A 23716-nucleotide genomic window follows, 5' to 3' on the forward strand; every position below is an offset into this window, starting at 1 on the left:
TTTTTTTCGACTTTTGATTATCCTTGAAGAACCAACGCAAGAGCTTAGTGACACTTGCCGGAAGCTGAATAGTAATGACCTTCACTTAATCCCCACTTTCCTCGCTACTCTGTATACATAAACATATGCCAGATGAAAACGAGATAGACCCGGAGTCCTTCAAAATCTCATTGCTTGTGAAGCGAGAGCTAGTGGATGTGATAGTATCATTGGTCACTGGAAATTTAAATCCTTGTAACGTGATCGCTGTAACACTGCCCTTCCATGCAAAAAAAGAACAATAGCGATAACCATCAGCTTCAATTGTTGTCTCTCCCGGAACTAGAAAGTAAATTTTGTTTTGTTTATCTACTAGTTCAAAGTGAATCTCGGGAAACCTTTCTTGAAAAGCGGCTACATCATGCAGTACTGCTTGATAGTGATCTAGACGTCCACCAGTGACGCCAACAAGAGTGATACGTCTTGGTTGAAGCTTTGTGGCTTTTTCAAGTGCAAGAAACGTATCAGTTTCATCTTTATCGACTGGCAATTGCACCGCTTGTTGTAAAGCATGTGCCCACTGTTGCTTCTCAGCCTCCCGAATAGAATCTAAATCCCCGATCACTAAGTCAGGTGTTATTCCTATCTCTAAAAGTCTGATTGCTCCGCTGTCTGCACCAATCCAATAATCTGCTCGGAGATTGGAAGGAATCTCTTGTTTCGGTCCTCCACCACATATACCGATATGCATATTAGACTTCCTGTATTTCTTTTAATGCTAACGCTTTATCTGACGCTCCGTAGATAGCAGATCCCGCTACTACAACTGTTGCTCCAGCTTCAACACACTCTTTAACTGTAGTTTTATTAACGCCACCATCAATTTCAATTTCAAAATGTAATCCTTTTTCCGCTTTCAGTTCGGCAAGTTGTTTCACTTTCTTCAATACGCCTGGAATAAAGGATTGTCCACCAAAGCCTGGGTTTACTGTCATAAATAAAACTACATCCACATCTTCTAAGACATGTTCAATCGTTGAAATTGGCGTATGCGGATTTAACACTACTCCACATTGAACATTAAACGATTTAATATAGTGAAGCGTGCGATGAAGATGACGGCAAGCCTCTACATGAACGGTAATAATATCTGCTCCCGCTTGCACAAAGGATTCAATATAGGCATCTGGATTTTCAATCATTAAATGGACATCTAGTGGTAACTTGGTATGGGGACGTATAGCATTGACGACTAGTGCTCCCATCGTGATATTTGGAACAAAATGGCCATCCATAACATCTACATGAATCCAATCTGCTCCAGCTTTTTCTACGATTTCAATCTCACTTTGTAAGTTAGCAAAATCTGCTGCTAGTATTGAAGGTGCTACTTTTACCATACCTAATACCTCGGCTTTCTATCCATAATTTCTTGTAAAAATTGCAGGTAATGTTCATAACGATGAACAGCAATTTGTTGCGTTTCAACGGCAGATTTCACTGCACAACCCGGTTCTTTTAAATGGAGACACCCACGATATTTGCAGGGCATGTCTCGCATTTCTATGAAACAATTACCAAGCTCTTCTTTTTCAATATGCTCCATCTCGAAAGTACTGAAGCCTGGTGTATCGGCCAATAGCCCACCTTCTACCTCAATCAATTCCACGTGTCGAGTCGTATGTTTCCCTCGACCTAGGGCCATTGAAATCTCTCCTGTTTTTAAAGCTAACTCAGGAAGCAGGGTGTTCAACATTGTGGACTTTCCAACACCCGATTGACCTGCAAGAACACTTAAATTTCCTTTGAGATGTCCTGTAACTGCCGCGCGCAAAGATGGATCACCTTTAAATGTATAGACGACTGGGTAGCCGATGCGCTCGTAATAACTTGCTTGTTGCTCAACTTTTAGACGTTGTTCATCCGTTAGCAAATCCATTTTGGTAATGATTATAATAGGTTCAATGCCATATCCTTCGATTACTGTTAGGAATCGGTCCAACAAATGTTCATTAAAGTCTGGTTCAATTGCTGAGAATACCAATAACGCCTGGTCTACATTTGCAATTGGTGGTCGCACCAATTCATTTTTACGGGGATGGATTTCAGTGACAACTCCATCATTCTCACCTTCAACTGTATAGGAAACCTGATCTCCTACTAACGGAGATTGACCGCGATTTCTGAATACGCCTCTAGCGCGAGTTTGTACTAAAACTCCATTATCATACACGTAATAAAAACCACTAAGTGCTTTTCTAATCTGTCCTGTTGGCATGTCATTCCTCCTTAAGGTAAATCTTCATAATCGATGGTTTCTTGTGCTACAACAACATTATCGACTTCAATGCGATAAGCTCCTTGCGTACCCTCTTCGATTTCAAGTTGCAGACGTCTTGACGCATCTTCTGTGATGGCAAACTCTTCAATAGGTTCCGCAAGTGTTCTCATTTTGTCTTGGACAAAAATTCTGACGACTTTTTCTTGTGGTTCTTCCCCTTCTGCGGGCTCTTCCGCCTGATACGGAATTTCAACTGAAACGATGTAGAGTTTAGTAGCTGCTGCTGCAGGACCGGCTGATAAGACAACAGTAATTTCTCTACCCGGCAGCAACAGTGTACCTGCTGCTGGTTGTTGACGAATCACTTCACCCGCCGCCACTTCAGACGAATTTTCTCGAGCGGAAGAATTAATCACAAATCCTGAGGATTGGGCATAATCTTGTAATCCGCGTTCATTGTAGCCTCGAAGGTCTTGTATTTGCACTTCACGCACTTCAGGCCCTTTACTAATTGTAAATGTTAAATCTGTTTCAGCCAGATTGAGTTCTTCACCTGCTTCAGGTTGTTGGGCAATTATAGTACCAACAGGCTCATCAGAAAACTGCTCAGTCTCTGAAACTGACTTAAACTGTTCTTCAACGAGCGGGCGGACTTGCTCGATATTTCTACCTGTGTAATCACTTAGCTCTGAAAGCTCGGGACCTTGAGAAACATACAACATGATTTCCGTTTCTGGATCTCTCATTCTTCCTGCCTCAGGAGATGATCGTATGACTTGATCAGCTTCAAACTCTACCGAAAACTGCTCTCGCACATCCCCTACGACAAAACCAGATGCCTCCAGCTCTTCCGTTGCTTCTTCAGTAGTCATTCCTGCAACGTCGGGAACTTCTATTTTTGCAGGACGAAACAAACCAGGAAATGCAAGCACGATGATAAGCGCAAGTACTAGTAAACTACCAATAATAGTAGCAATAATTGTCCCTGTCCTTTTTTTCTTTTTCTTCACTGGAGGAGTTGGACCCATTTGAGGAGTTGGTTTTCTGTCCTCCAATTTGCGTGTTTCTGCAAGTTGATCCAATGGAATCGGTTGTTTGATCACCGGCATTACTCTCGTTGCATCATTATCGACGCTAGGAACATATTTTTCTTCATTCGAACGATCTGGATCTAAAGAATGGGCGATATGACTATACATCTCTTTCACGCTGACATAACGATCTTCCTGCTTTTTAGCGGTAGCTCGAAGCATAACATTTTCTAGACTTTGAGGAATAGCCGGATTAATCGCGCGCACCGATGGCGTATCTGCTTGAAGATGTTTTAAAGCGATTGAAACTGCGGACTCCCCTTTAAATGGCAGTTGACCCGTTAGCAGTTCAAATAACACAATACCGAGTGCGTAGATATCAGACTTTTTAGTAGCAGTCCCACCTCTCGCTTGTTCAGGCGATAAATAATGAACTGTACCAAGTACGGAGTTGGTCTGTGTAAAAGAAGTAGCCGATAAAGCCATGGCAATACCAAAGTCTGTCACCTTCACATTTCCATTTTCATCTAACAGAATGTTCTGTGGCTTGATGTCTCGGTGAACGATTTGATGATCATGTGCGTGTTCAATCGCCGAAAGTAGTTGTTTCATGATTTGAACGGTTTTCGCTGGTTGCACTGGGGCATGTTCAGCTATGTACTCTTTCAACGTCTGCCCTTTTACATGCTCCATGACAATGTAATGGATATCGCCATCTTCTCCGACATCATAAATGGTTACGATGTTGTCGTGGGTAAGAGACGTAACCGATAAAGCTTCTCGCTGAAATCTTCTATGAAGGTCATCTTCGTTAGAAAAATCATATCGAAGGATTTTTATTGCTACATCCCGGTCTAAAATCATATCATGAGCTTGATAGACATTTGACATGCCGCCTCCACCAATATGCTTTTCAAGTTTGTAACGTCCACTAATTCGTTTTCCAATTAACACAGCTAGTCACCTGCCTTCAACTGACTAAGAATGAGCGAAATGTTGTCTTCTCCACCTTGTTCATTTGCCAGAGCTACTAATGTATCTGCTTTGGCTGAGAGCGTTGCATCTTTTTGAATAACATGAACCATTTGTTCAGCTGTTACCATATTGCTCAGTCCATCTGAGCACATGACTACATACTCTCCCTCTCGCATCGTTACAGTTAAGATATCTGGATCAATCGATAGCTCGGTACCAATAGCTTTCATCAACATGTTTTTACGAGGGTGGGTCCGAGCCTGTTCTTCGTTGATTTCACCTGAATCTAATAGCACATTGACGTACGAGTGATCTTTGGTCAAAGGATGAATTTCACCTTTTGAATACAGGTAAACACGACTGTCACCTATGTGAGCAAATGTCACTTTTCGTTCTTGAAAGACAGCTGCAATTAAAGTTGTCCCCATCCCTTTACAGCTTGGATCTGATTCAGCAATCGTACTGATACGGCTGTTGGCTCCTTCATAAGCCTCTTTCAACCAAGCTGAAACAGCCTGTGCGTTACTATCAGTCACTAAATCGGATTTTTCAAAACGATCCACGAGAAAACGGACCGCAAGCTCACTTGCTACATCACCAGCATTATGACCGCCCATCCCATCGGCAAGAACTGCTAATGTCATGCCTGGTGCAGTTTCAACAACTTGTAAGTAATCTTCGTTTATAGCTCGTTTCTTTCCTATATCCGTGCGATGAACAAATTCCATCCTGTCACCCCTTAAATTATCCTTTTTGCAATGCTGCTATATAAAAACCATCACCATCATTATAAGGCAGTACTTGAAGGCCCGTTGAAACGTTTACTGTTGGTAACTCATTGAAGACTGCTGGTAGCTCGATGGCTTGCATGTCTGAATACTTAGCCAGGAATGCATCGACAACCTCTTGATTTTCAGTCGCTTCAATCGTACATGTGCTATAAACCACAATTCCACCTGGTGCAAGTAATTTGTAAGCCTCGTCTAAAATGGCTTGTTGAATAGTCACTAATCGCTCCACGTCACCTTGTTGTTTTGTATACTTCATATCCGGTTTGCGGCGAATGACACCATATCCACTACAAGGAGCATCGACCAAGATTCGGTCAAATTGCTTGCCATCAAACACTTCACTTGCCTCTCTGGCATCTGCTGCAACCGTTGTGATTCGAGTAAAGCCTAATCGCTCCGCATTCTGGTGAATAAACTTCATTTTATGTTCATGAATATCTAGTGCCGTAATTTCCCCAGTATCTTTCAATAATTGCGCAATATGAGTCGTCTTTCCTCCAGGAGCAGCACACATATCGAGCACTGTCATGTCGAGTGAAAGATTTAGAGCGTGGGCAGGCATCATAGAGCTTTCATCTTGAATGGTGATTTGACCTGCTTCAAATAGTGCTGATGTAGCGGCAGTCTTGTTAGCTACATGAAGACTTTCTGGTAAAATTCCTTTTCGTACTGTAAATCCTTCTTTTTCTAAAGCTTCAATTGCTTCAGAAACTGTTAGTTTAGTTGTATTCACTCGAATGGTTTGAGGTGGGGCAACATTGTTTTGACGAGCAATTTGTTCAGCTTTTTCAAAACCATACGTCTCAATCCATCTAGAAAGCATCCACTCAGGATGACTCGTCTCAATTGAAAGACGTTGAAGTGGATCTTTGATTGTTTCAAATGACGGAGCGCCTTGACGCAAAAATGCACGTAGAACGCCGTTTACTAAACCTGAAACACCCTTATGTCCATGATGCTTTGCAAGTTGCACTGCTTCATTGACCACGGCATGATTTGGTATACGATCTAAGTAAACGAGTTGATAGATTGCCATTCGTAAAACCCAACGAACCCAGTTGTCTAATTTCCCTTTTGTAAATGGCTCAAGATAAAAATCCAGTGTCATTTTATTTTGAAGGGTCCCGTAAGTCAGCTCTGTCATGAGTCCACGATCAACACCTGTTATTTTATGTTGAGTCATGTGTTTTGTAAGAAGTAAATTGCTATATGCTTGATTTTTGTCTACTTCCATTAAGACGTAAAGAGCGGCATCGCGCGGGTTACCTTGTTGTTTTCTTTTCATTCGAATCGCTCTCCTAATGTATACTGTTGACCCACTCCACGTAGGAATTCATCAACAGTTAACTTTTTCTTTCCTGATGGTTGTAGTTCTACAAGTTCGAGTGCTTTTCCGTCTCCTGCTTGCACAACAAATCGTTCATTCGTTTCGATAATTTCTCCTGGTAAAGCAGTTTCTTTACCTTCTACTAATTGGCTTGACCAAATTTTAACGGTTGTGCCATTAAACGTTGTGTAAGCACCCGGCCAAGGATTCAAACCACGAATTTGATTAAACAAATCGCGAGCTGATTTCGACCAATCTAACTTTTCTTGTTCACGGCTAATATTGCGAGCAAATGTCACTTCAGACTCTTGTTGCGCTGTTCGTGAATTAGTACCAGCTAGTATAGAGGGAAGTGTCTCTTTTAATAGCTGAGTGCCACTACTACTTAGTTTATCAAATAAAGACCCGGTAGTATCTGTATCTTCAATAGGTAGTTCAATCTGGGAGATGATATCTCCTGCATCTAATTTTTTGACCATATACATGATGGTCACTCCTGTAGTGTCTTCACCATCTATAATAGCTTGGTGGATAGGAGCACCCCCACGGTACTTAGGCAATAAAGAGGCATGAACATTGATAGCCCCGAATCGAGGAAGAGCTAGCACTTCTTCTGGTAGCAACTGGCCAAATGCAGCAGTGACAATCAAATCAGGCTGCAACTCTTGTAGACGCAACCACTCTGCACTGCCTTTCAGTTTCTCTGGTTGAAGAACTTCTATTCCATGTTCCAAAGCCTCCACTTTAACAGGAGGAGGTGTCAGCACTTTTTTTCGCCCTACTGGCCGATCGGGTTGAGTGACTACTGCAACCACATCATATCCTTCCTCCACTAGCATACGTAGTATAGGACTAGAGAATGCGGGGGTACCCATAAAAACGATGGATGTCATTGTTCTTCACCTTCCTCCGTGAACTCATCCGGAGTTACATAACGTAAGATTTTTGAAGTGAATAAAATTCCGTTCAAATGATCGATTTCATGTTGAATGGCACGGGCCTCGTAATCTTCTGCTTCTAGTTCATACAGATTGCCATCGCGGTCTTCTGCTTCAATTTTCACGTAATAAGGACGTTCCACTTCTCCGTAAATATCAGGGAAACTTAAGCAGCCTTCCACTTCCACTTCTTTACCACCGATTGCAACGATTTCAGGATTAATCATTTCAATAATTTCTTGCCCTTCACCTAAATCTACGATAGCAATTCGTTTGGATACACCAACTTGAGGGGCTGCTAAACCAATCCCATCAGCCGCCATCATCGTCTCATACATATCATCTAATAGAATTCCTAGCTTCTTATCGAACACTGTAACTTTTTGAGCTGGAGTCGTTAAAATCTCATTAGGGTGTTCTACAATTTTTAAAATCGTCATTTCTTGTTCCTCGTTTCTATACAATTGTAGACGGATGCAAATCAATTGAAATGCGCACGCCTTGTTTTTCCCAATCTGTTCGAGCCATTTTAAGGAGCTGATGAAGTGATGGGATTAAATTAGGATCTTGCTTATATTTCAGCATACATTGGTAACGGTATCTATCTTGAATACGACTGATGGCAGATGCAGTAGGCCCAATGACGGCAGTAGATGTAGTTAATCGCTCACGAAGCCAATCCGCTGTTTTTGCTGCATAGTCTGCAGTTTGAATAACATCTGGATGACTGATTTGAATGTGAGTCAAATAATAAAAAGGAGGATATTGATACGCTTTGCGCATCTGCATTTCTTGACTATAAAACGCTTTATAATCATGGGTCTGCGCACAGACGAGTGCATAATGTTGTGGATCATACGTTTGGACGATTACGTGCCCTTTTTTCTGATGACGTCCTGCTCGACCACTCACTTGTGTAATCAATTGAAACGTCTTTTCAGCGGCTCGAAAATCTGCGAGATGAAGAGATGTGTCGGCATTTAACACGCCAACTAATGTCACTTCAGGAAAATCAAGACCTTTGGCAATCATTTGTGTTCCTAGCAATATATCGGCTTCCCTCTTCCCGAAATGGTGCAGTATTCGCTCATGTGCGCCTTTCGTTCGAGTCGTGTCAACATCCATACGCAACGTTCTTGCTTCTGGAAAAAGTTTTGTGAGTTCCTCTTCGACTTTTTGCGTTCCTGTCCCGAAGTATCGAATGTGTTCACTTTCACAGTGAGGACATTGAGCCGGAACCATTTCTTCGTAACCACAATAATGGCAGCGAAGCGCTTCACCCATTCTGTGATACGTTAATGAAATATCACAGTTTGGACATTGCACAGTTGACCCACAGTCTCTGCAAAGGACAAATGAAGAAAACCCTCGTTTGTTAAGAAAAAGAACAATTTGTTCATTTTTGTTAAGCCGGTCGCGAATAGCCTCAATTAATTCGATGCTAAACATAGAGCGATTGCCGCCCTTCAATTGCTCGCGCATATCAATTAATTCTACAGGAGGTAACTCTTTTGCATTGGCCCGGTTTGGTAATTCTAGTAACGTGTAAACCCCTTTTTTAGCCCGTGCATAGGATTCAATCGATGGTGTAGCACTCCCTAAAATCACTGGACACTTGGCATACTGAGCCCGCCATTTAGCTACTTCACGTGCATGATAACGCGGTGAATCTTCTTGTTTATACGAAGATTCATGTTCTTCATCTAAAATCACTAAGCCTAAATTTTCAAAAGGAGCAAAAATGGCAGACCTCGCTCCTACAACAACACGCACTTCACGACGGTGTATTTTCCGCCATTCATCGTATTTTTCTCCAGCGGATAATCCGCTATGCATGACAGCCACTTGATCACCGAAACGCATTTTGAAGCGTGTGACCATCTGTGGAGTCAAAGCAATTTCAGGAACTAACATAATTGCCTCTTTGCCAAGTGCAAGCGCTTCTTCAATAGCATGCAAATAAATCTCAGTTTTGCCGCTCCCTGTGATGCCATGCAATAAGAATGTAGTACTCACATCTTGATGCTGTGCTTCTTTAACTTGCTCGAGCACCTGGAGCTGTGAATCCGTCAGTTCCACCACTTTATCTTTAGAAATATCGGCTAGCAGTGCAATTTCTCGGTAAATTTCTTGTTTTGTTTTTTGAAGGATTTCTTTTTCAACTAGTGCCTCTACAACCGAACTAGTTACTTGAAGATGTTGTTGAATATCTTCCATCGTAAATGATTTAATGTCATGTTGTTGAATCCACGTTAAAACAGCTTGCTGTTTTTTTGCACCTTTTGTAAGTTCTATAGAAGTTGATAAAACTTGGTAAACGGTCTGTAGTTTCGGTTTTGTTTTTTGACGAATACGAGTTTCGATTGAAGCATTCCCATCGTCAAGTTGTTGTTTGAGTTCATGAGTCAATTGGTTCTTCTCGATATTAGTAAAATCTACTTCCCCGTCTCGAGACAACAGTTGTTTCATCGCTTCAGAGAGCAAATCCACACGAACAAACTTACATATTTTTGAATAGTTTGCGCGCAGAGCTGCTGGAATCATGACTTGCAGGGCATCATTGTAAAAACTCAATGTATCATCTCGTAACCAGTTAGCTAGCTCGAGCATTTCAGTGGTTAATACAGGGTCTACGTCTACAACTGAAGCAACACTTTTTAACTTATGTAGATCAACAGTTGATGAATCTGCAATGCCAATAACAAATCCTTGCACTTTACGAGGACCAAACGGAACATGGACACGTATTCCTGGTTTTACAAAAGGTTCGAGTTGAGGAGGGACTGAATAATCAAAGGGTCGATCAATCGCAGCTGTCGAGACATCTACGATAACTTGTGCAATCACGAATTCCACCCCTGCTGAAGACTAATAAATTTTAATAGTTCATCCGCTAATTGCGTTTTCGGCATAAGCGGGAAATCTGTTTTTCCTTGCGCAGAGAACACGATCACTTTATTTGTTTCCGTGCCAAATCCTGCATCTGGTTGTGTGACATCATTGGCAATAATGTAATCAGCATTCTTTTTTTGACGTTTGGCTTCGGCATATGTTTCCACATCATTTGTTTCAGCAGCAAATCCCACTATGACTTGATGTGCTTTTTTCTTACCTATCGTTGCTAAAATGTCTGATGTACGGTCCATTTCAATACTACTTTCGCCTTGCTGTTTTTTTATCTTTTGAGTTGCTTGATTTTTAGGTTTGTAATCTGCTACAGCAGCGGTTTTGATCACTAAGTCTGATTGCTCAAAGTAGGATTCGACCGCTTGTAACATTTCAGCCGCACTTTCAACGTCTACTCTTTTTACCCCAGCAGGTGTCGACAAGCCAACTGGTCCAGCAATTAGGGTTACATCCGCTCCTAAGTTAGCAGCTGCTTGTGCCATTGCAAATCCCATCTTACCTGTTGAGAAATTGGAAACATAGCGCACAGGGTCAATTCTTTCTCTAGTAGGACCTGCTGTGACAACGACTAACTTGCCCGTCAGCGGCTGTTTACGCGCATGGCGATTCATTATGAGTTCTGTTATCTTTTCAGGTTCTTCCAAACGCCCTTTGCCAACGTACCCGCACGCCAAATACCCTTCAGATGGCTCAATGAACCGCACACCTCTTTCATAAAGCGTCTGAATATTAGCTTTTACTGCCGGGTGATCATACATGTGCACATTCATAGCTGGTGCCATCCACACTTCTTTAGTAGTAGCAAGAAGTGTTGTTGTGATCATATCATCTGCTATCCCATTAGCGTATTTCCCAATTACATTGGCTGTAGCTGGCGCAACAACTACAAGGTCGGCCCAGTCTGCCAAATCGATATGGGCAATGACACGAGAGTCTTTCTCGTCAAACGTATCATAATAGACATCATGACGTGACATAGCTTGAAAGGACAGCGGCTGCACAAATTGCATCGCTGAATGAGACATGATGACACGCACTTCAGCGCCAGCTTGTGTAAGCTTGCTTACTAACGCTACTGCTTTGTAAACAGCTATTCCACCTGTTACACAGAGTAAGATTTTAGTTGAACCATTCATTCGAAAATCCCCTTTTATACAGAATGACCTCCCAAAGACATTCTTTGGGAGGTAGGTTTTATACTTCGTCTTCGTATACTACATTTTTGTCGGCTACTTCATTAATTAGAACGCCTGTTGCAATTTCCTCAAGTGCTTTACCGACATTTTTATCGGAAACATACTTCACTAGACGCATATTCTTTTCTTCTTGCATTTGGCGTGCACGCTTGGACGCGATAGTTACCAACGAGTATTTTGAATCAACTTTCTTTTTTAACGAATCCACAGATGGATATAACATTTATAGTTCTCCTTTCAACATGGCTTTGTAGCGTTGTTCAACACGTTCACGCTTACAATGCTCAGCTGTCACAATAGCATTAATTTTATCACAAGCACGATCAACTTGGTCGTTTTCAACAACGTAATCATACAAATCCATCATAGCAAGTTCTTCACGAGCAGCCGCAATGCGCGCTCGAATGACGTCATCCGTTTCGGTTCCGCGTCCCACAAGTCGACTTTCAAGTTCAGACAAGCTTGGAGGTGCTAAGAAGATAAACAAAGCATCGGGCGCTTTTTCACGAACTAATCGCGCACCTTGCACTTCAATTTCTAAAAACACGTCACGTCCAGCATCTAGTGTGGCATTTACATAATCAAGTGGTGTTCCGTAGTAGTTTCCTACATAAGAAGCATACTCAAGCAAACGCCCTTGCTCAATCAATGTTTCAAATTGCTCTTTCGATTTAAAAAAATAATCAACACCGTCAACTTCGCCTTCTCGGGCAGCCCGTGTTGTCATTGAAATCGAATATTCATAATTTGTTTCTGGGGTGGAAAAGAGTTCTTTTCTCACCGTTCCTTTACCAACTCCAGAGGGACCGGAAAGGACAATTAAGATGCCGCGTTCTTTGTACATAATGACTCCTTCACATTCAACATACTTACTTGATTATAGCACATCATGTTAGAATAGAACAAAACGTTTTGAAAGAGGAATTCAAATGGCATTTGATGGATTATTTACAGCAGCAGTCACTCACGAACTGCAACAACTTCATAGCGGGAGAATAACTCGCATTCACCAACCGAATTCTCAAGAATTAATGCTCCATATTCGCGCTGGTGGAAAAAACCATAAATTATTGTTTTCAATTCACCCGTCTTATGCACGTGTGCACCTCACTTATGAATCAATCGATAACCCACCATCCCCTCCCTTATTTTGCATGATTATGCGCAAACATATTGAAGGAGGCTTTATCGAAAAGATAGAGCAAGTGGAAGCTGATCGAATCATCCAGTTCACGATTCGCAGTAAAGATGAAATTGGTGATGATACAAGTCGCCTTTTAATCATGGAGATCATGGGTCGACACAGTAACTTGACTCTTGTTAATCAAGAAAATTCAAAAATAGTAGAAACTATGAAACATTTGCCGCCATCTATGAACTCGTACCGTACGATGATGCCAGGGCAAGACTATATCTATCCACCTAATCAAGAAAAAGAAAATCCTTTTACTTTAACAACAGACGCGTCACTTCCCACCACTGCAGAGGAGTGGATGGCCACTTATCAAGGAGTAGCAAAACTACATGCAGCTGAATTAGCTTCACTAAGCCCTGAAGCTGCTTTTGATTTTCTCATGAGCTTTAGTCGTGGTGGCGACCAACCAGGAAGTAGTGAAAGAGATGGAAAAACGCTCTTTTCAGCGTCACCACTCACCCATATTTCTGATGATTGGGTTGCCGCAGCTTCTCTTGGACATTTATTGGACCGTGTCTATTACCAAAAAGCTGAACGCGATCGCGTGAAACAACAAGCAGGTGATCTTGAACGCTGGCTTATTAATGAACGCAAAAAACTAACTACTAAAAAGAAAAAATTACAAGCTGACTTGACTCGCGCCGAGAACTTACAAGAATATCAGAAAAAAGGCGAGTTATTGATGGGGAATCTTCATGCGGTCTCTAAAGGAATGAAGGAAATTGAAGTCATTGATTATTACGATGAGGATCAAGGAATGCTTTTAGTGGCATTAGACCCTAAAAAAACGCCTTCTCAGAATGCTCAATCTTACTTCCACCGCTACACGAAAGCGAAAACGGCTCTTCTTGAAGTGAAGACCCAAATGGACAAGACGGATGCTGAACTCATTTATCTTGATGAGATCATGCGACAACTAGAACAAGCCTCCCCTTCAGATATTGAAGAAATTCGTGAAGAATTGATGGATCAAGGATATTTAAAGAAGCGCTCAAAAGCAAAAGCTCGTAAAGAAGTAAAACCAAAACCTGAGGCTTATATTTCTACTGATGGCACGCCAATCTCAGTAGGAAAAAACAACAAGCAAAATGATTATTTAACATTCAAACTAGCTAAACGCATGGAAACTTGGCTTCATACAAAAGATATCCCTGGCTCTCATGTAGTCATTCATACAGATTCACCTTCTGAACAAACGTTGCACGAAGCGGCGGTTCTCGCAGCCTACTTCAGTAAAGCTCGCGAATCATCAGCTGTGCCGGTCGATTACACAGAAATTCGGCAAGTAAAAAAACCAAATGGTGCAAAGCCCGGGTTTGTGATCTATTTTGAACAAAAGACGTTGTTTGTGACACCGGACCAAGAGATAGTAAGGTCTTTGCAGAAATAAGGGTGAGCGGTCGTTCATGGGATGAACCTGGATTTTAACTGTACGCAAAGTGGTTTTCATCGTACCTAATTGGGTTTTATTCGACAAAATTCAGATTTAACTGAACGAAGTCGTTTTATGGAAACTAATTGAAAAAACTTTCGATAAATTGAAAAGGACTGGGCACGCTCTCCTCGAGCAAACCCAGTCCTTTTCTTTATTTCAAGCTATTGCGCTTCAATTCGGCATGCCAAGATTGAATGAATTCTCGGTCTTCCGTCGACAGAGTTGATTCCTCTGTAAGCAATTCATTTAGATTCGTCAATGAATAATAAGGGACGCCAAGTGAGTGGAATGCCGCTTGCGCTTTCGGGAGTTCATATGAAAAAATGCTGATGACGCCAAGTACATCCGCCCCTGCTTCTTTCAATGCTTCCACTGCAGTAATACTGCTTCCTCCTGTCGAAATCAAATCTTCGACAACGACCACTTTCTGTCCACTGTCCAGTTTACCTTCGATTTGATTGCCCCGTCCATGCTCTTTTGCCTTCGAGCGCACATAGACCATCGGCAATTGCAGATTTGTACTGACCCATGCCGCGTGAGGAATTCCAGCAGTAGCTGTTCCTGCTACAACCTGACACTCCGAAAAATGGGTTTGAATCAAACTCGTTAATTCTTCTGCTACTTCTGCGCGAAGTTTTGGATAGCCCATTAACAAACGATTATCGCAATAAATTGGTGATTGAATACCAGATGCCCAAGTGAAAAGCGGGTCTGTAGAAAGTTGAACTGCTTGTGCTTCTAATAAGGCATGTGCCGCTTTCGTTGTCATACAGATCGGCTCCATTCTTGTTTGATTTGATGGTAGGCAGCCACGGGATCACTCGATGCCGTGATAGCCCGCCCAACTACGATGTGAGTTGAACCAAGTGTTTTGGCATCTGCTGGCGTCGCAACTCTTTTTTGGTCGTGCTGTTCGCCCCCTGCTAAGCGAATGCCAGGAGTTACTTTATAAAACTCTGATCCTAGCTTTTCGCGTAACATAGTAGACTCGTGGACAGAACACACTACCCCATCTAAAGACGCTTTGTGCGCACAACTTGCATAATGTAAGACAGACTCGAGAAGAGAACTTTGAATCAATTGATCCTGTTGCATCTGAAGCTCAGTTGTCGAGGTCAGTTGTGTAACAGCAATCAACTTTGGGACCTCACTGCTACTTCCTTCAATAAGACCCTCCTTAGCCGCACGCATCATCTCTATCCCACCTGCCGCATGCACATTTACCATATCTACTCCCAGACCTGCAAGTCCTTTCATAGCTTTATGAACCGTTGTTGGAATGTCGTGTAACTTTAAATCAAGAAAAATGGAATGACCTTGTTCTTTTAATGACCGAATAACGTCTGGTCCATTTTGGAGATAGTATTCCATGCCCACTTTCACATACAGTTGTTGTGAAAAATTCCTGAGAAAACCTTGCACTTCCTGCGGGGTAGCAAAGTCTAAGGCAATGATTGGCCGTGTCATCGATGCGACCTCCCGACAATGTCCGTAACCGATTTATAGCCAAGGTCATGAAGAGCATGTGGCAATTCCTCGATTAGTGTTGGACAGATCATCGGATCAACAAAATTGGCCGTCCCAACTGCTACTGCTGATGCACCAACTGATAAGAAATCAATGACGTCTTGAGTTGTCTGAACGCCGCCCATTCCAATGATTGGGATGGACACATGAGGATACACTTCATAGACCATACGTAAGGCAACCGGTTTGATTGCAGGACCTGATAAACCACCTGTCTTATTGGCTAAAACAGGTTTTCCTGTTTTCTCATGAAGGCGCATGCCAAGCAGTGTGTTAATCATCGTCAAGCCGTCTGCACCTGCTTGTTCTACAGCTTTTGCTATGTCCACAATATTGGTGACATTTGGTGATAATTTTACATAAACAGGCACACTAGAAACTTCTTTCACCGCTCTTGTTAACGAAGCTGCAATTTCAGGATCCGTGCCAAAGGCGATTCCTCCACATTTAACATTGGGACAAGAAATATTTAATTCGAGTGCTTTTACATTCGGAGACGTTGAAATCTGCTTGGCTACCGCCACATAATCCTCAACTTCAGAGCCTGCTACATTTGCAATGATGGGAACATCATGCGCTGCTAGCCATGGTAACTCGTGTTCCATTACATGAGCAAGACCAGGATTTTGTAACCCGATTGCATTTAACATGCCAGAAGACGTCTCTGCCACTCGTGGTGTGGGATTACCAAAGCGACTTTGTTCTGTAGTCGCTTTGATCATGATAGCGCCTAATAAAGACAAGTCATAAAACTGTGCGTATTCTTGACCAAATCCAAAACAACCGGATGCAGGCATGATGGGATTGCGTAAATCAAGACCAGGTAATTGGACGGCTAAAGAATTCATGCAATCACCCCCGCTTGGAATACGGGACCATCAGAACAAACTTTCACATAATCCCCGTTTCCTTTAGTTGTTGGACAAACGCATGCAAAACAAGCTCCGATACCGCAACCCATTCGTTGTTCGTAAGAAAGAAAACCTGGAATGTTTGGTAAGGCTGCTTCCACTGCATGGAGCATCGCATGTGGTCCACAGCTGTAGTAAATGGATGGTACTTCTTGCAGAAGTGCTAGTTGATCTGTTACATACCCTGGTAAACCGTGTGAGCCATCAACTGTCGTAATGAATGTATCTCCGAACTCCTTGAATTGTTCTTCGTAAAAAACATCTTTTTTAGACTGAAAACCTAGAATAATCGTCATCTTTACACCCGACTCAGCCAAACGCTTTGCTAGTTCATAGAGGGGTGGTACACCAATTCCCCCGCCTATTAAAAATGCATGCACTTCTGGAGAAGCCACGACTGGGAAGCCATTTCCCAGCGGACCCATCACATCGATTGAATCTCCTGGACGCTTCTGAGAAAGCAATTGGGTACCTCTTCCGTCCACTCGGTAGATCATAGTGAATTCTAATGTCTCTTGCTCTATTGAACAAATACTAATTGGTCTTCTTAAAAGTGGTTCACTATGTTCAGCAATACGGATGTGAACAAATTGACCAGGTTGTTGCATAGCTGTCGTCTGTTGACCAATGACCGTCATTTCAAAAACACGGTCTGCTATTTCTTTGTGACGTACAATTTCCATTAAACCAGTTCGAATCATCTGCGCACCTCCACAGGTTGCATCGTTTCGGTCGTAAATGTCATCGATTCCATGACTCTTAAAATAGCCTCAGCTGTATCAAGAGATGTTAAAATTGGCACGCCATTTTCCACTGCTTCTCGTCGTATACGGAAACCATCTCGGGCAGGTTGCTTGCCTTTTGTCAGCGTGTTGACCACAAATTGCGCTTTTCCGGATTGGATGACATCCACAAGTGTCTCACCAGCGTCACCGATTTTATTAACGCTTTGTACAGGAATACCCTGTTGTTTAAACGTTGTGGCTGTTCCTTCAGTTGCTAGTACGCGGAAACCGATAGCATGAAAACGTTTGGCAAGGTTGGCTGCTTCTTGTTTATCTTTATTAGCCACCGTCATAAGAACGGTTCCGTAAGGCTGCATGGCCATACCCGCTGCAACTAAACCTTTATATAAGGCCTTCTCAAGCGTTCGATCTTTTCCTAGCACTTCACCCGTCGATTTCATTTCAGGTCCAAGTGTGATATCTACGCGGCGTAACTTGGCAAAACTAAATACCGGTACTTTTACAAACACTCCTGGCTGGATTGGGGCTAGGCCTGGCGTGTGACCCATGTCAATTAAGGATTTCCCTAAAATCGCTTTAGTCGCTAAGTTGGCCATTGGAATTCCTGTGATTTTGCTTAAGAATGGCACTGTGCGACTGGCTCGCGGATTTACCTCAAGGACGTAGATTTCATCACGCGAGATAACGTATTGGATATTTAACAATCCTACCGTTTTAAGCGCTCGTGCTAATCGTGTCGTATAGTCAACTAACTGTTCTAAATGTCGTGCGGAGAGGTTTTGTGGTGGATAGACTGCAATCGAATCACCCGAGTGAACTCCTGCTCGCTCGATATGCTCCATGATTCCCGGTATAACAACTGATTCACCGTCTGATATGGCATCCACTTCAATTTCTGTCCCCGTTAAATAGCGATCGACAAGCACTGGATGTTCGGGACTTGCTTGCACAGCGTGCTCCATATAATGCTTCAGTTCCTCTTCGTTATAAACAATCTCCATGGCACGACCACCCAGCACATAAGATGGGCGAACCAACACTGGGAAACCTATTACTTTGGCATTTGCTAACGCTTGTTCAACGGATACGGCTGTTTTGCCTTCTGGTTGAGGAATGCCTATTTCACGAAGTAGCACTTCAAATTTATCTCGATTTTCTGCTCTGTCTAAATCTTCTAAGCTTGTCCCTAAAATTTTCACGCCACGAGCTTCTAATCCTGCTGCTAGATTAATAGCCGTTTGTCCTCCGAACTGGACAATGACTCCAAGCGGTTGTTCAAGTTCGACGATGTGCATGACATCTTCTAGCGTTAATGGTTCGAAATAGAGCTTGTCTGAGATGGAGAAATCTGTGGAAACAGTCTCTGGATTGTTGTTAATAATAATGGCTTCATAACCAGCCTCTTGAATTGCCCAAACCGAATGAACAGTGGCGTAGTCAAATTCCACTCCTTGCCCAATTCGTATCGGCCCAGAGCCAAGCACGATAACGCTAGGTTTTTCACTGCGGATAGATTCATTTTGTTGTTCGTAAGTGCCGTAAAAATAAGGCGTCTCTGACTCAAATTCACCTGCACAAGTATCCACCATTTTATAGACGGGAAACATGTTTTGTTCTTTGCGGAAGTCATATACTTGTTGTTCAGTCCAGTTCCAAAGCTTTGCAACTGTGACATCTGCAAACCCCATTCGTTTAGCTTGATATAGTGTTTCACGGTCACCCGGTTGTTCCGCCAGTATTGCCTCGAAGTCGACGATTCCCTTTAACTTGTAAAGGAAGAATAAATCAATTTGACTCCAGTCATGAATTTGGTCGACGGTCATACCACGGCGTAGTGCTTCCCCGATGAAGAATAAACGCTCGTCTCCAGCTCGCTTAATACGCTTGATGATCCACTCATCCGTAATCTGATCTGCATTTTTCATCTCTAAGTGCATGTGGCCAGTTTCAAGTGAACGGATTGATTTTAATATAGCTTCTTCAAATGAGCGCCCTAGAGACATAACCTCTCCCGTTGCCTTCATCTGAGTTCCGAGATTTCGCTTAGCAGATTCAAACTTATCAAATGGCCAGCGTGGAATTTTCGCCACGATATAGTCAAGTGCAGGCTCAAAACAGGCGTACGTTTTGCCCGTAACAGGATTCATCATTTCGTCTAGCGTCAAGCCCACTGCAATTTTTGCTGCAAGTTTGGCGATTGGATAGCCTGTAGCCTTTGAAGCAAGTGCCGATGAACGACTGACACGTGGGTTTACCTCGATAATGTAATATTGGAAGCTGTCTGGGTCTAGCGCTAACTGAACATTACAGCCCCCTTCAATTTTCAAGGCGCGTATTATTTTTAAAGAAACGTTGCGTAGCATTTGGTTTTCACGATCCGTTAACGTCTGAGTTGGCGCGACTACAATCGAATCCCCCGTGTGAATCCCTACAGGATCAAAGTTTTCCATGTTACAAACAACAATGGCATTGTCAGACGAGTCTCGCATCACTTCGTACTCAATCTCTTTAAAGCCTGCAATAGATTTTTCTAATAAACATTGCGTTACTGGGCTATACTTCAAGCCGCTGGAAACAATCTCTGCAAGTTCTTGATCGTTGTGGCAAATCCCGCCGCCTGTACCGCCTAATGTAAAGGCTGGTCGTACAATTACCGGATACCCGATATGCTGCACAAACACTTTTGCTTCGTCTAGATTATGAATAATGGTGCTTTCAGGAACCGGCTCACCAAGTTCATTCATTAATGTTCGGAATAGATCGCGGTCTTCTGCTTGATGGATGGCATCAAGTTTTGTCCCTAGTATTTCAACATTCAATTCTTCTAAAATCCCAGAAGCATGAAGCTCTATTGCCATGTTCAAACCTGTTTGACCACCTAGTGTTGGAAGCAGTGCATCTGGTCGCTCTTTGCGAATAATGTTTGAGACGAATTCAAGTGTTAGCGGCTCCATATACACTTTGTCAGCCATTTCTGTGTCAGTCATTATTGTAGCCGGGTTGGAGTTGACAAGTATGACGCGGTAGCCCTCTTCTCGAAGTGCGATACAGGCTTGAGTACCCGCATAGTCGAATTCAGCAGCTTGTCCAATGACGATGGGACCTGATCCAATTACTAAAATGGTTTTAATGTCTTGACGTTTAGGCATGTTGTTTCCCCGCTTTCGTAGTTGGTTGCATCAAGTCAATGAATTGATCAAATAAGTGTACGGAATCTTCTGGTCCAGCTGAACCTTCCGGATGGAATTGTACACAAAATACCGGGTACTTCTTGTGCTTTACACCTTCTACTGTCTGGTCATTGAGCGCAATGTGGGTCAGTTCTAGATCTGTATTTTCAAGCGACTTCATGTCGATTGCATACCCATGATTTTGAGAGGTCAGCTCTGTGCGTCCTGTCGTTAAATCTTTGACTGGATGATTGGCTCCACGGTGTCCAAACTTTAATTTAAAGCTTGTGGCACCACTTGCCAGTGAAATCAATTGATGTCCAAGACAAACACCGAACATCGGTAATTGAGGAATCAATTGGCGAACCGTTTCAATAGCTTCTGGAATGTCTGTTGGATCGCCAGGTCCATTAGATAACATCACACCGTCTGGCTGCATCGCTAAAATTTCAGCTGCTGTAGTGGAGTATGGCACAACCGTCACGTCGCAATTTCGTTTATTGAGTTCACGTAAGATGCCGTGCTTCATACCAAAATCCATAATAACAACACGTGACCCTCTTCCTGGACTTGGGTAGGGACGAAGTGTAGAGACTCGGGAGACTTCATCGTGCGGTAATGACCAGCCGTTAAGCTCTGCAACAATGCGGTCAATCTCTGGTTGTTCACCTGCCGCTGTTAACTTCCCGCGTAACGATCCGTGCGTACGAAGTAGCTTCGTCAATTGGCGTGTGTCTATCCCAGAAATACCTGGGACATTACGTTGTTCCATAAGCTCTCCAAACGTTCGGTTAGAGCGGAAGTTGGACGGATGTTCCGCCCATTCTCGTACAACAACTCCTGCTAATGTAATGGTCATCGCTTCAAAGTCTTCTGGATTAATTCCATAATTCCCGATTAGAGGATACGTAAGTGTTAAAATCTGTGCACAGTTAGAGGGATCTGAGATGAATTCTTGATAGCCCGTCATTCCTGTCGTAAAAATTACTTCACCAATACTTTCCTGTGGTGAACCGAATGCTGTTCCTTCAAATACTGTTCCATCTTCTAAGATTAAATAACGTTTCATGATTGTTCCCTCCAGACACATTTTCCGTTAAACCATGTTTCCGTTGGCCATCCTTTACAGTTCCAGCCTGCAAATGGCGTGTTGGTGCTTTTTGAAACAAAAGTCGTTGTATCAATTGCTCTTTCTGCGTTTACATCAATCAGTGTGAATTCTGCTGGTTGATTGAGTTGTAGTTTACCGTACGGCAAGTTAAAGACATTAGCTGGCTTTGTTGTTAGATAGTCTACAAGCTGTTGCAAAGACCATTTTCCTGTTGCTACAAAATGCGTGTAAAGAAGTGGAAAGGCCGTTTCTAGACCGACAATCCCAAACGGTGCCTTGTCAAATCCATGTGCCTTTTCTTCAGACGTGTGAGGTGCATGATCGGTCGCAATGCAATCTAGCGTTCCGTCTTCGAGAGCTGCAAGCAAGGCTTGTCGATCTTCTTTCCCTCGTAGCGGAGGATTCATTTTCCAATTTGCCTCATTTTCAGGAATATCGTCTTCACACAGCATTAAATGGTGTGGTGAAACTTCTGCAGTCACATGAATCCCTGCACGTTTGGCATCACGAATGACCCGTACAGACTCTTTTGTACTGACGTGACAGACGTGGTAGTGTGCTCCTGTCGCTTCTGCCAGCAAAATATCACGCGCGATGTGGACCGCTTCAGATGCTGATAAAATACCCGGTAATTCAAGTTCTTTATTTTTGATTCCTTCGTGCATAACACCTCCAAACAACAAGCTGTTGTCTTCACAGTGAGCGACTACTGGAATGGATGCTTTGGCGGCTTGCTGCATCGCTTGATACATCATGCCTGCACTTTGTACGCCAACGCCATCATCAGTCAACGCAAACGCTCCGGCTGCTTTTAAGTCTTCCGCATTTGTTAACTCTTTGCCTGCTTCGCGGATTGTGATAGAACCATAAGGAAGGACACGGACATGGGCTGTATCTTCAATGCGCTTCATCAACCAGCTCATCGTTTCTGTAGTATCGGGTACTGGACGCGTATTCGGCATGGCACAAAGTGTTGTAAACCCTCCTTTGGCTGCTGCTAATGTTCCACTTTCAATCGTTTCTTTGTGTTCCCCACCCGGTTCGCGCAGGTGAACATGTATGTCTATCAATCCAGGCAATAGCAATTTTCCTTCACCATCTAAAACTTCGTCCGCATCATTTATCTCTTCAAAAGATACTAGGTGTCCATTCTCAAGGACCAGGGCTGTGTTTTCAAGTTCCCCTTGTTCATTCAAGCGTTGCAAATTTGTCCACATTTTCTTCATTCCGCTTCCTCCTTCAGTAGATGCTCTAAAATTGCCATTCTCATATAGACGCCATTTTCCATCTGTTTAAAAATCCTTGATTTACTTCCTTCTACGACATCATCGGCAATCTCAACTCCACGATTGAATGGCGCAGGATGAAGGATGATGGCATGCTCTTGCATAGCATCCATTCGCTGTTTCGTCATTCCGTATAGCGAGTGGTAGTGCTCTTTCGTAAAGGATTGATGTTCATCATGGCGCTCATGTTGCACTCGAAGTAACATGACCACATCACTGTTTGGTAAAGCCTCATCCAAGCTGTATAGGACTGGAAACTCTGCTTGCCACTCTAGAGGGCTAACAAATTGCAAATTTGCTCCGAGACGTGATAATACTTGCACATTGGATCGCGCGACTCGGCTATGCGCCAGATCGCCAACAATTGTAATGGTCTTCCCTTGTAAATCTTCGAACTCATCAAGTAGTGTCATCAAATCTAGCAAGCTTTGTGTAGGGTGATTGCCAGTACCGTCCCCGCCATTGATAATAACCGGTTTGACTTTTCCTATTAGCGCCTCAAAGTACATATTTTCAGGATGCCGAATGACAAGAACATTTACGCCGATTGCTTCGAGCGTCTTCACGGTATCGTATAAGGATTCTCCTTTAGATGCGCTTGAAAAGTTGGCTTCGAATGGTAACACGGTCAAGCCCACTTTTCTTTCAGCCATTTCAAAGCTCATTTTGGTTCGCGTGCTTGCCTCAAAAAATAAATTAGCTGCTGTCAGGCCAGTTGGTACTTGACTAGGACTTCCCGCTTTCAGTTGTCTTGCTCGTTTCACTAATTGGAGAATTTCGTCAGTTGAAAGTTGTTCAATTGTAGTCAATGCTCGCATCATCTCGCATCCTTTCTATAGAAAAAACCCTCTCCTAGATGGAAAGGGTATACAGAAAGACACGTGGCTTGATTGGCCCGTGAATATCCATA

The 23716-nt window shown here is 42.9% G+C and carries 21 protein-coding genes; 1 reads left to right on the forward strand and 20 read right to left on the reverse strand.

Annotated features, from left to right (window positions below):
* Window positions 1-85 precede the first annotated feature (85 nt).
* From MKY84_RS10030 to gmk, 12 genes are read right to left on the reverse strand one after another with little or no spacing between them, the layout of a single operon-like run.
* On the reverse strand, window positions 86-730 hold the full coding sequence (locus MKY84_RS10030; protein WP_342525864.1) for a thiamine diphosphokinase: 645 nt from the start codon (window positions 728-730) through the stop codon (window positions 86-88).
* A gap of 1 nt (window position 731) precedes the next feature.
* A complete protein-coding gene (gene rpe / locus MKY84_RS10035) occupies window positions 732-1379 on the reverse strand; it encodes a ribulose-phosphate 3-epimerase (protein ID WP_342525865.1) in 648 nt (215 codons plus the stop codon).
* A gap of 2 nt (window positions 1380-1381) precedes the next feature.
* Entirely contained in the window at window positions 1382-2257 is an 876-nt protein-coding gene (rsgA, locus tag MKY84_RS10040; RefSeq protein WP_342525866.1) for a ribosome small subunit-dependent GTPase A, read from the reverse strand.
* A gap of 11 nt (window positions 2258-2268) precedes the next feature.
* Entirely contained in the window at window positions 2269-4245 is a 1977-nt protein-coding gene (pknB, locus tag MKY84_RS10045) for a Stk1 family PASTA domain-containing Ser/Thr kinase (protein ID WP_342525867.1), read from the reverse strand.
* Window positions 4246-4247: 2 nt separating this feature from the next.
* A complete protein-coding gene (locus MKY84_RS10050) occupies window positions 4248-4994 on the reverse strand; it encodes a Stp1/IreP family PP2C-type Ser/Thr phosphatase (protein ID WP_342525868.1) in 747 nt (248 codons plus the stop codon).
* Between the two features lie 16 nt (window positions 4995-5010).
* A complete protein-coding gene (gene rsmB / locus MKY84_RS10055) occupies window positions 5011-6342 on the reverse strand; it encodes a 16S rRNA (cytosine(967)-C(5))-methyltransferase RsmB (protein WP_342525869.1) in 1332 nt (443 codons plus the stop codon).
* On the reverse strand, window positions 6339-7277 hold the full coding sequence (fmt, locus tag MKY84_RS10060; RefSeq protein WP_342525870.1) for a methionyl-tRNA formyltransferase: 939 nt from the start codon (window positions 7275-7277) through the stop codon (window positions 6339-6341). The genes rsmB and fmt overlap by 4 nt, the downstream gene beginning before the upstream one ends.
* On the reverse strand, window positions 7274-7762 hold the full coding sequence (gene def / locus MKY84_RS10065; RefSeq protein ID WP_342525871.1) for a peptide deformylase: 489 nt from the start codon (window positions 7760-7762) through the stop codon (window positions 7274-7276). The genes fmt and def overlap by 4 nt, the downstream gene beginning before the upstream one ends.
* A 16-nt stretch (window positions 7763-7778) precedes the next feature.
* The gene (gene priA / locus MKY84_RS10070; protein WP_342525872.1) at window positions 7779-10169 is read right to left on the reverse strand and encodes a primosomal protein N'; all 2391 of its coding nucleotides are present in this window, start codon (window positions 10167-10169) and stop codon (window positions 7779-7781) included.
* Window positions 10166-11365, reverse strand: a complete 1200-nt coding sequence (gene coaBC, locus MKY84_RS10075) for a bifunctional phosphopantothenoylcysteine decarboxylase/phosphopantothenate--cysteine ligase CoaBC (RefSeq protein ID WP_342525873.1) — start codon at window positions 11363-11365, stop codon at window positions 10166-10168. The genes priA and coaBC overlap by 4 nt, the downstream gene beginning before the upstream one ends.
* A gap of 58 nt (window positions 11366-11423) precedes the next feature.
* Window positions 11424-11648 (reverse strand): DNA-directed RNA polymerase subunit omega, encoded by a 225-nt coding sequence (rpoZ, locus tag MKY84_RS10080; RefSeq protein WP_342525874.1) that lies wholly within the window; start codon window positions 11646-11648, stop codon window positions 11424-11426.
* Window positions 11649-12269, reverse strand: a complete 621-nt coding sequence (gene gmk, locus MKY84_RS10085; protein ID WP_342525875.1) for a guanylate kinase — start codon at window positions 12267-12269, stop codon at window positions 11649-11651.
* Window positions 12270-12354: 85 nt separating this feature from the next.
* On the opposite strand from gmk, the gene MKY84_RS10090 reads away from it, so the two are divergent.
* Entirely contained in the window at window positions 12355-14010 is a 1656-nt protein-coding gene (locus tag MKY84_RS10090) for an NFACT RNA binding domain-containing protein (protein ID WP_342525876.1), read from the forward strand.
* Window positions 14011-14206: 196 nt separating this feature from the next.
* Here MKY84_RS10090 and pyrE read toward each other — a convergent pair whose 3' ends face one another.
* Genes pyrE through MKY84_RS10130 form a run of 8 tightly spaced genes read right to left on the reverse strand, consistent with a single transcriptional unit; the run spans window position 14207 to window position 23624 of the window.
* Window positions 14207-14824 (reverse strand): orotate phosphoribosyltransferase, encoded by a 618-nt coding sequence (gene pyrE / locus MKY84_RS10095; protein WP_342525877.1) that lies wholly within the window; start codon window positions 14822-14824, stop codon window positions 14207-14209.
* Complete coding sequence (gene pyrF / locus MKY84_RS10100; protein ID WP_342525878.1) at window positions 14821-15522, reverse strand: orotidine-5'-phosphate decarboxylase; 702 nt, start codon at window positions 15520-15522, stop codon at window positions 14821-14823. Before pyrF ends, pyrE begins: the two co-directional genes overlap by 4 nt.
* Window positions 15519-16430 carry a dihydroorotate dehydrogenase gene (locus MKY84_RS10105; RefSeq protein WP_342525879.1) on the reverse strand — a complete coding sequence of 304 codons (912 nt, stop codon included), beginning with the start codon at window positions 16428-16430 and terminating at the stop codon, window positions 15519-15521. Before MKY84_RS10105 ends, pyrF begins: the two co-directional genes overlap by 4 nt.
* Complete coding sequence (locus tag MKY84_RS10110; protein ID WP_342525880.1) at window positions 16427-17194, reverse strand: dihydroorotate dehydrogenase electron transfer subunit; 768 nt, start codon at window positions 17192-17194, stop codon at window positions 16427-16429. The genes MKY84_RS10105 and MKY84_RS10110 overlap by 4 nt, the downstream gene beginning before the upstream one ends.
* On the reverse strand, window positions 17191-20388 hold the full coding sequence (carB, locus tag MKY84_RS10115) for a carbamoyl-phosphate synthase large subunit (protein ID WP_342525881.1): 3198 nt from the start codon (window positions 20386-20388) through the stop codon (window positions 17191-17193). The genes MKY84_RS10110 and carB overlap by 4 nt, the downstream gene beginning before the upstream one ends.
* A complete protein-coding gene (locus MKY84_RS10120; RefSeq protein ID WP_342528883.1) occupies window positions 20381-21481 on the reverse strand; it encodes a carbamoyl phosphate synthase small subunit in 1101 nt (366 codons plus the stop codon). Before MKY84_RS10120 ends, carB begins: the two co-directional genes overlap by 8 nt.
* A complete protein-coding gene (locus MKY84_RS10125; RefSeq protein ID WP_342525882.1) occupies window positions 21475-22746 on the reverse strand; it encodes a dihydroorotase in 1272 nt (423 codons plus the stop codon). Before MKY84_RS10125 ends, MKY84_RS10120 begins: the two co-directional genes overlap by 7 nt.
* Window positions 22743-23624: an aspartate carbamoyltransferase catalytic subunit gene (locus MKY84_RS10130; RefSeq protein WP_342525883.1), complete on the reverse strand. Its 882-nt coding sequence runs from the start codon at window positions 23622-23624 to the stop codon at window positions 22743-22745. Before MKY84_RS10130 ends, MKY84_RS10125 begins: the two co-directional genes overlap by 4 nt.
* Window positions 23625-23716: the final 92 nt, after the last annotated feature.

Source organism: Chryseomicrobium sp. FSL W7-1435, from assembly GCF_038595005.1.
Classification (GTDB): domain Bacteria; phylum Bacillota; class Bacilli; order Bacillales_A; family Planococcaceae; genus Chryseomicrobium.

Coding starts and splice junctions, on each gene's coding strand:
- MKY84_RS10030 (WP_342525864.1), bottom strand. CDS start 730: ATGCATATCGGTATATGTGGTGGAGGACCGAAACAAGAGATTCCTTCC.
- rpe (WP_342525865.1), bottom strand. CDS start 1,379: ATGGTAAAAGTAGCACCTTCAATACTAGCAGCAGATTTTGCTAACTTA.
- rsgA (WP_342525866.1), bottom strand. CDS start 2,257: ATGCCAACAGGACAGATTAGAAAAGCACTTAGTGGTTTTTATTACGTG.
- MKY84_RS10050 (WP_342525868.1), bottom strand. CDS start 4,994: ATGGAATTTGTTCATCGCACGGATATAGGAAAGAAACGAGCTATAAAC.
- rsmB (WP_342525869.1), bottom strand. CDS start 6,342: ATGAAAAGAAAACAACAAGGTAACCCGCGCGATGCCGCTCTTTACGTC.
- fmt (WP_342525870.1), bottom strand. CDS start 7,277: ATGACATCCATCGTTTTTATGGGTACCCCCGCATTCTCTAGTCCTATA.
- def (WP_342525871.1), bottom strand. CDS start 7,762: ATGACGATTTTAAAAATTGTAGAACACCCTAATGAGATTTTAACGACT.
- coaBC (WP_342525873.1), bottom strand. CDS start 11,365: ATGAATGGTTCAACTAAAATCTTACTCTGTGTAACAGGTGGAATAGCT.
- rpoZ (WP_342525874.1), bottom strand. CDS start 11,648: ATGTTATATCCATCTGTGGATTCGTTAAAAAAGAAAGTTGATTCAAAA.
- gmk (WP_342525875.1), bottom strand. CDS start 12,269: ATGTACAAAGAACGCGGCATCTTAATTGTCCTTTCCGGTCCCTCTGGA.
- MKY84_RS10090 (WP_342525876.1), top strand. CDS start 12,355: ATGGCATTTGATGGATTATTTACAGCAGCAGTCACTCACGAACTGCAA.
- pyrE (WP_342525877.1), bottom strand. CDS start 14,824: ATGACAACGAAAGCGGCACATGCCTTATTAGAAGCACAAGCAGTTCAA.
- pyrF (WP_342525878.1), bottom strand. CDS start 15,522: ATGACACGGCCAATCATTGCCTTAGACTTTGCTACCCCGCAGGAAGTG.
- MKY84_RS10105 (WP_342525879.1), bottom strand. CDS start 16,430: ATGAATTCTTTAGCCGTCCAATTACCTGGTCTTGATTTACGCAATCCC.
- MKY84_RS10110 (WP_342525880.1), bottom strand. CDS start 17,194: ATGATTCGAACTGGTTTAATGGAAATTGTACGTCACAAAGAAATAGCA.
- carB (WP_342525881.1), bottom strand. CDS start 20,388: ATGCCTAAACGTCAAGACATTAAAACCATTTTAGTAATTGGATCAGGT.
- MKY84_RS10125 (WP_342525882.1), bottom strand. CDS start 22,746: ATGAAGAAAATGTGGACAAATTTGCAACGCTTGAATGAACAAGGGGAA.
- MKY84_RS10130 (WP_342525883.1), bottom strand. CDS start 23,624: ATGCGAGCATTGACTACAATTGAACAACTTTCAACTGACGAAATTCTC.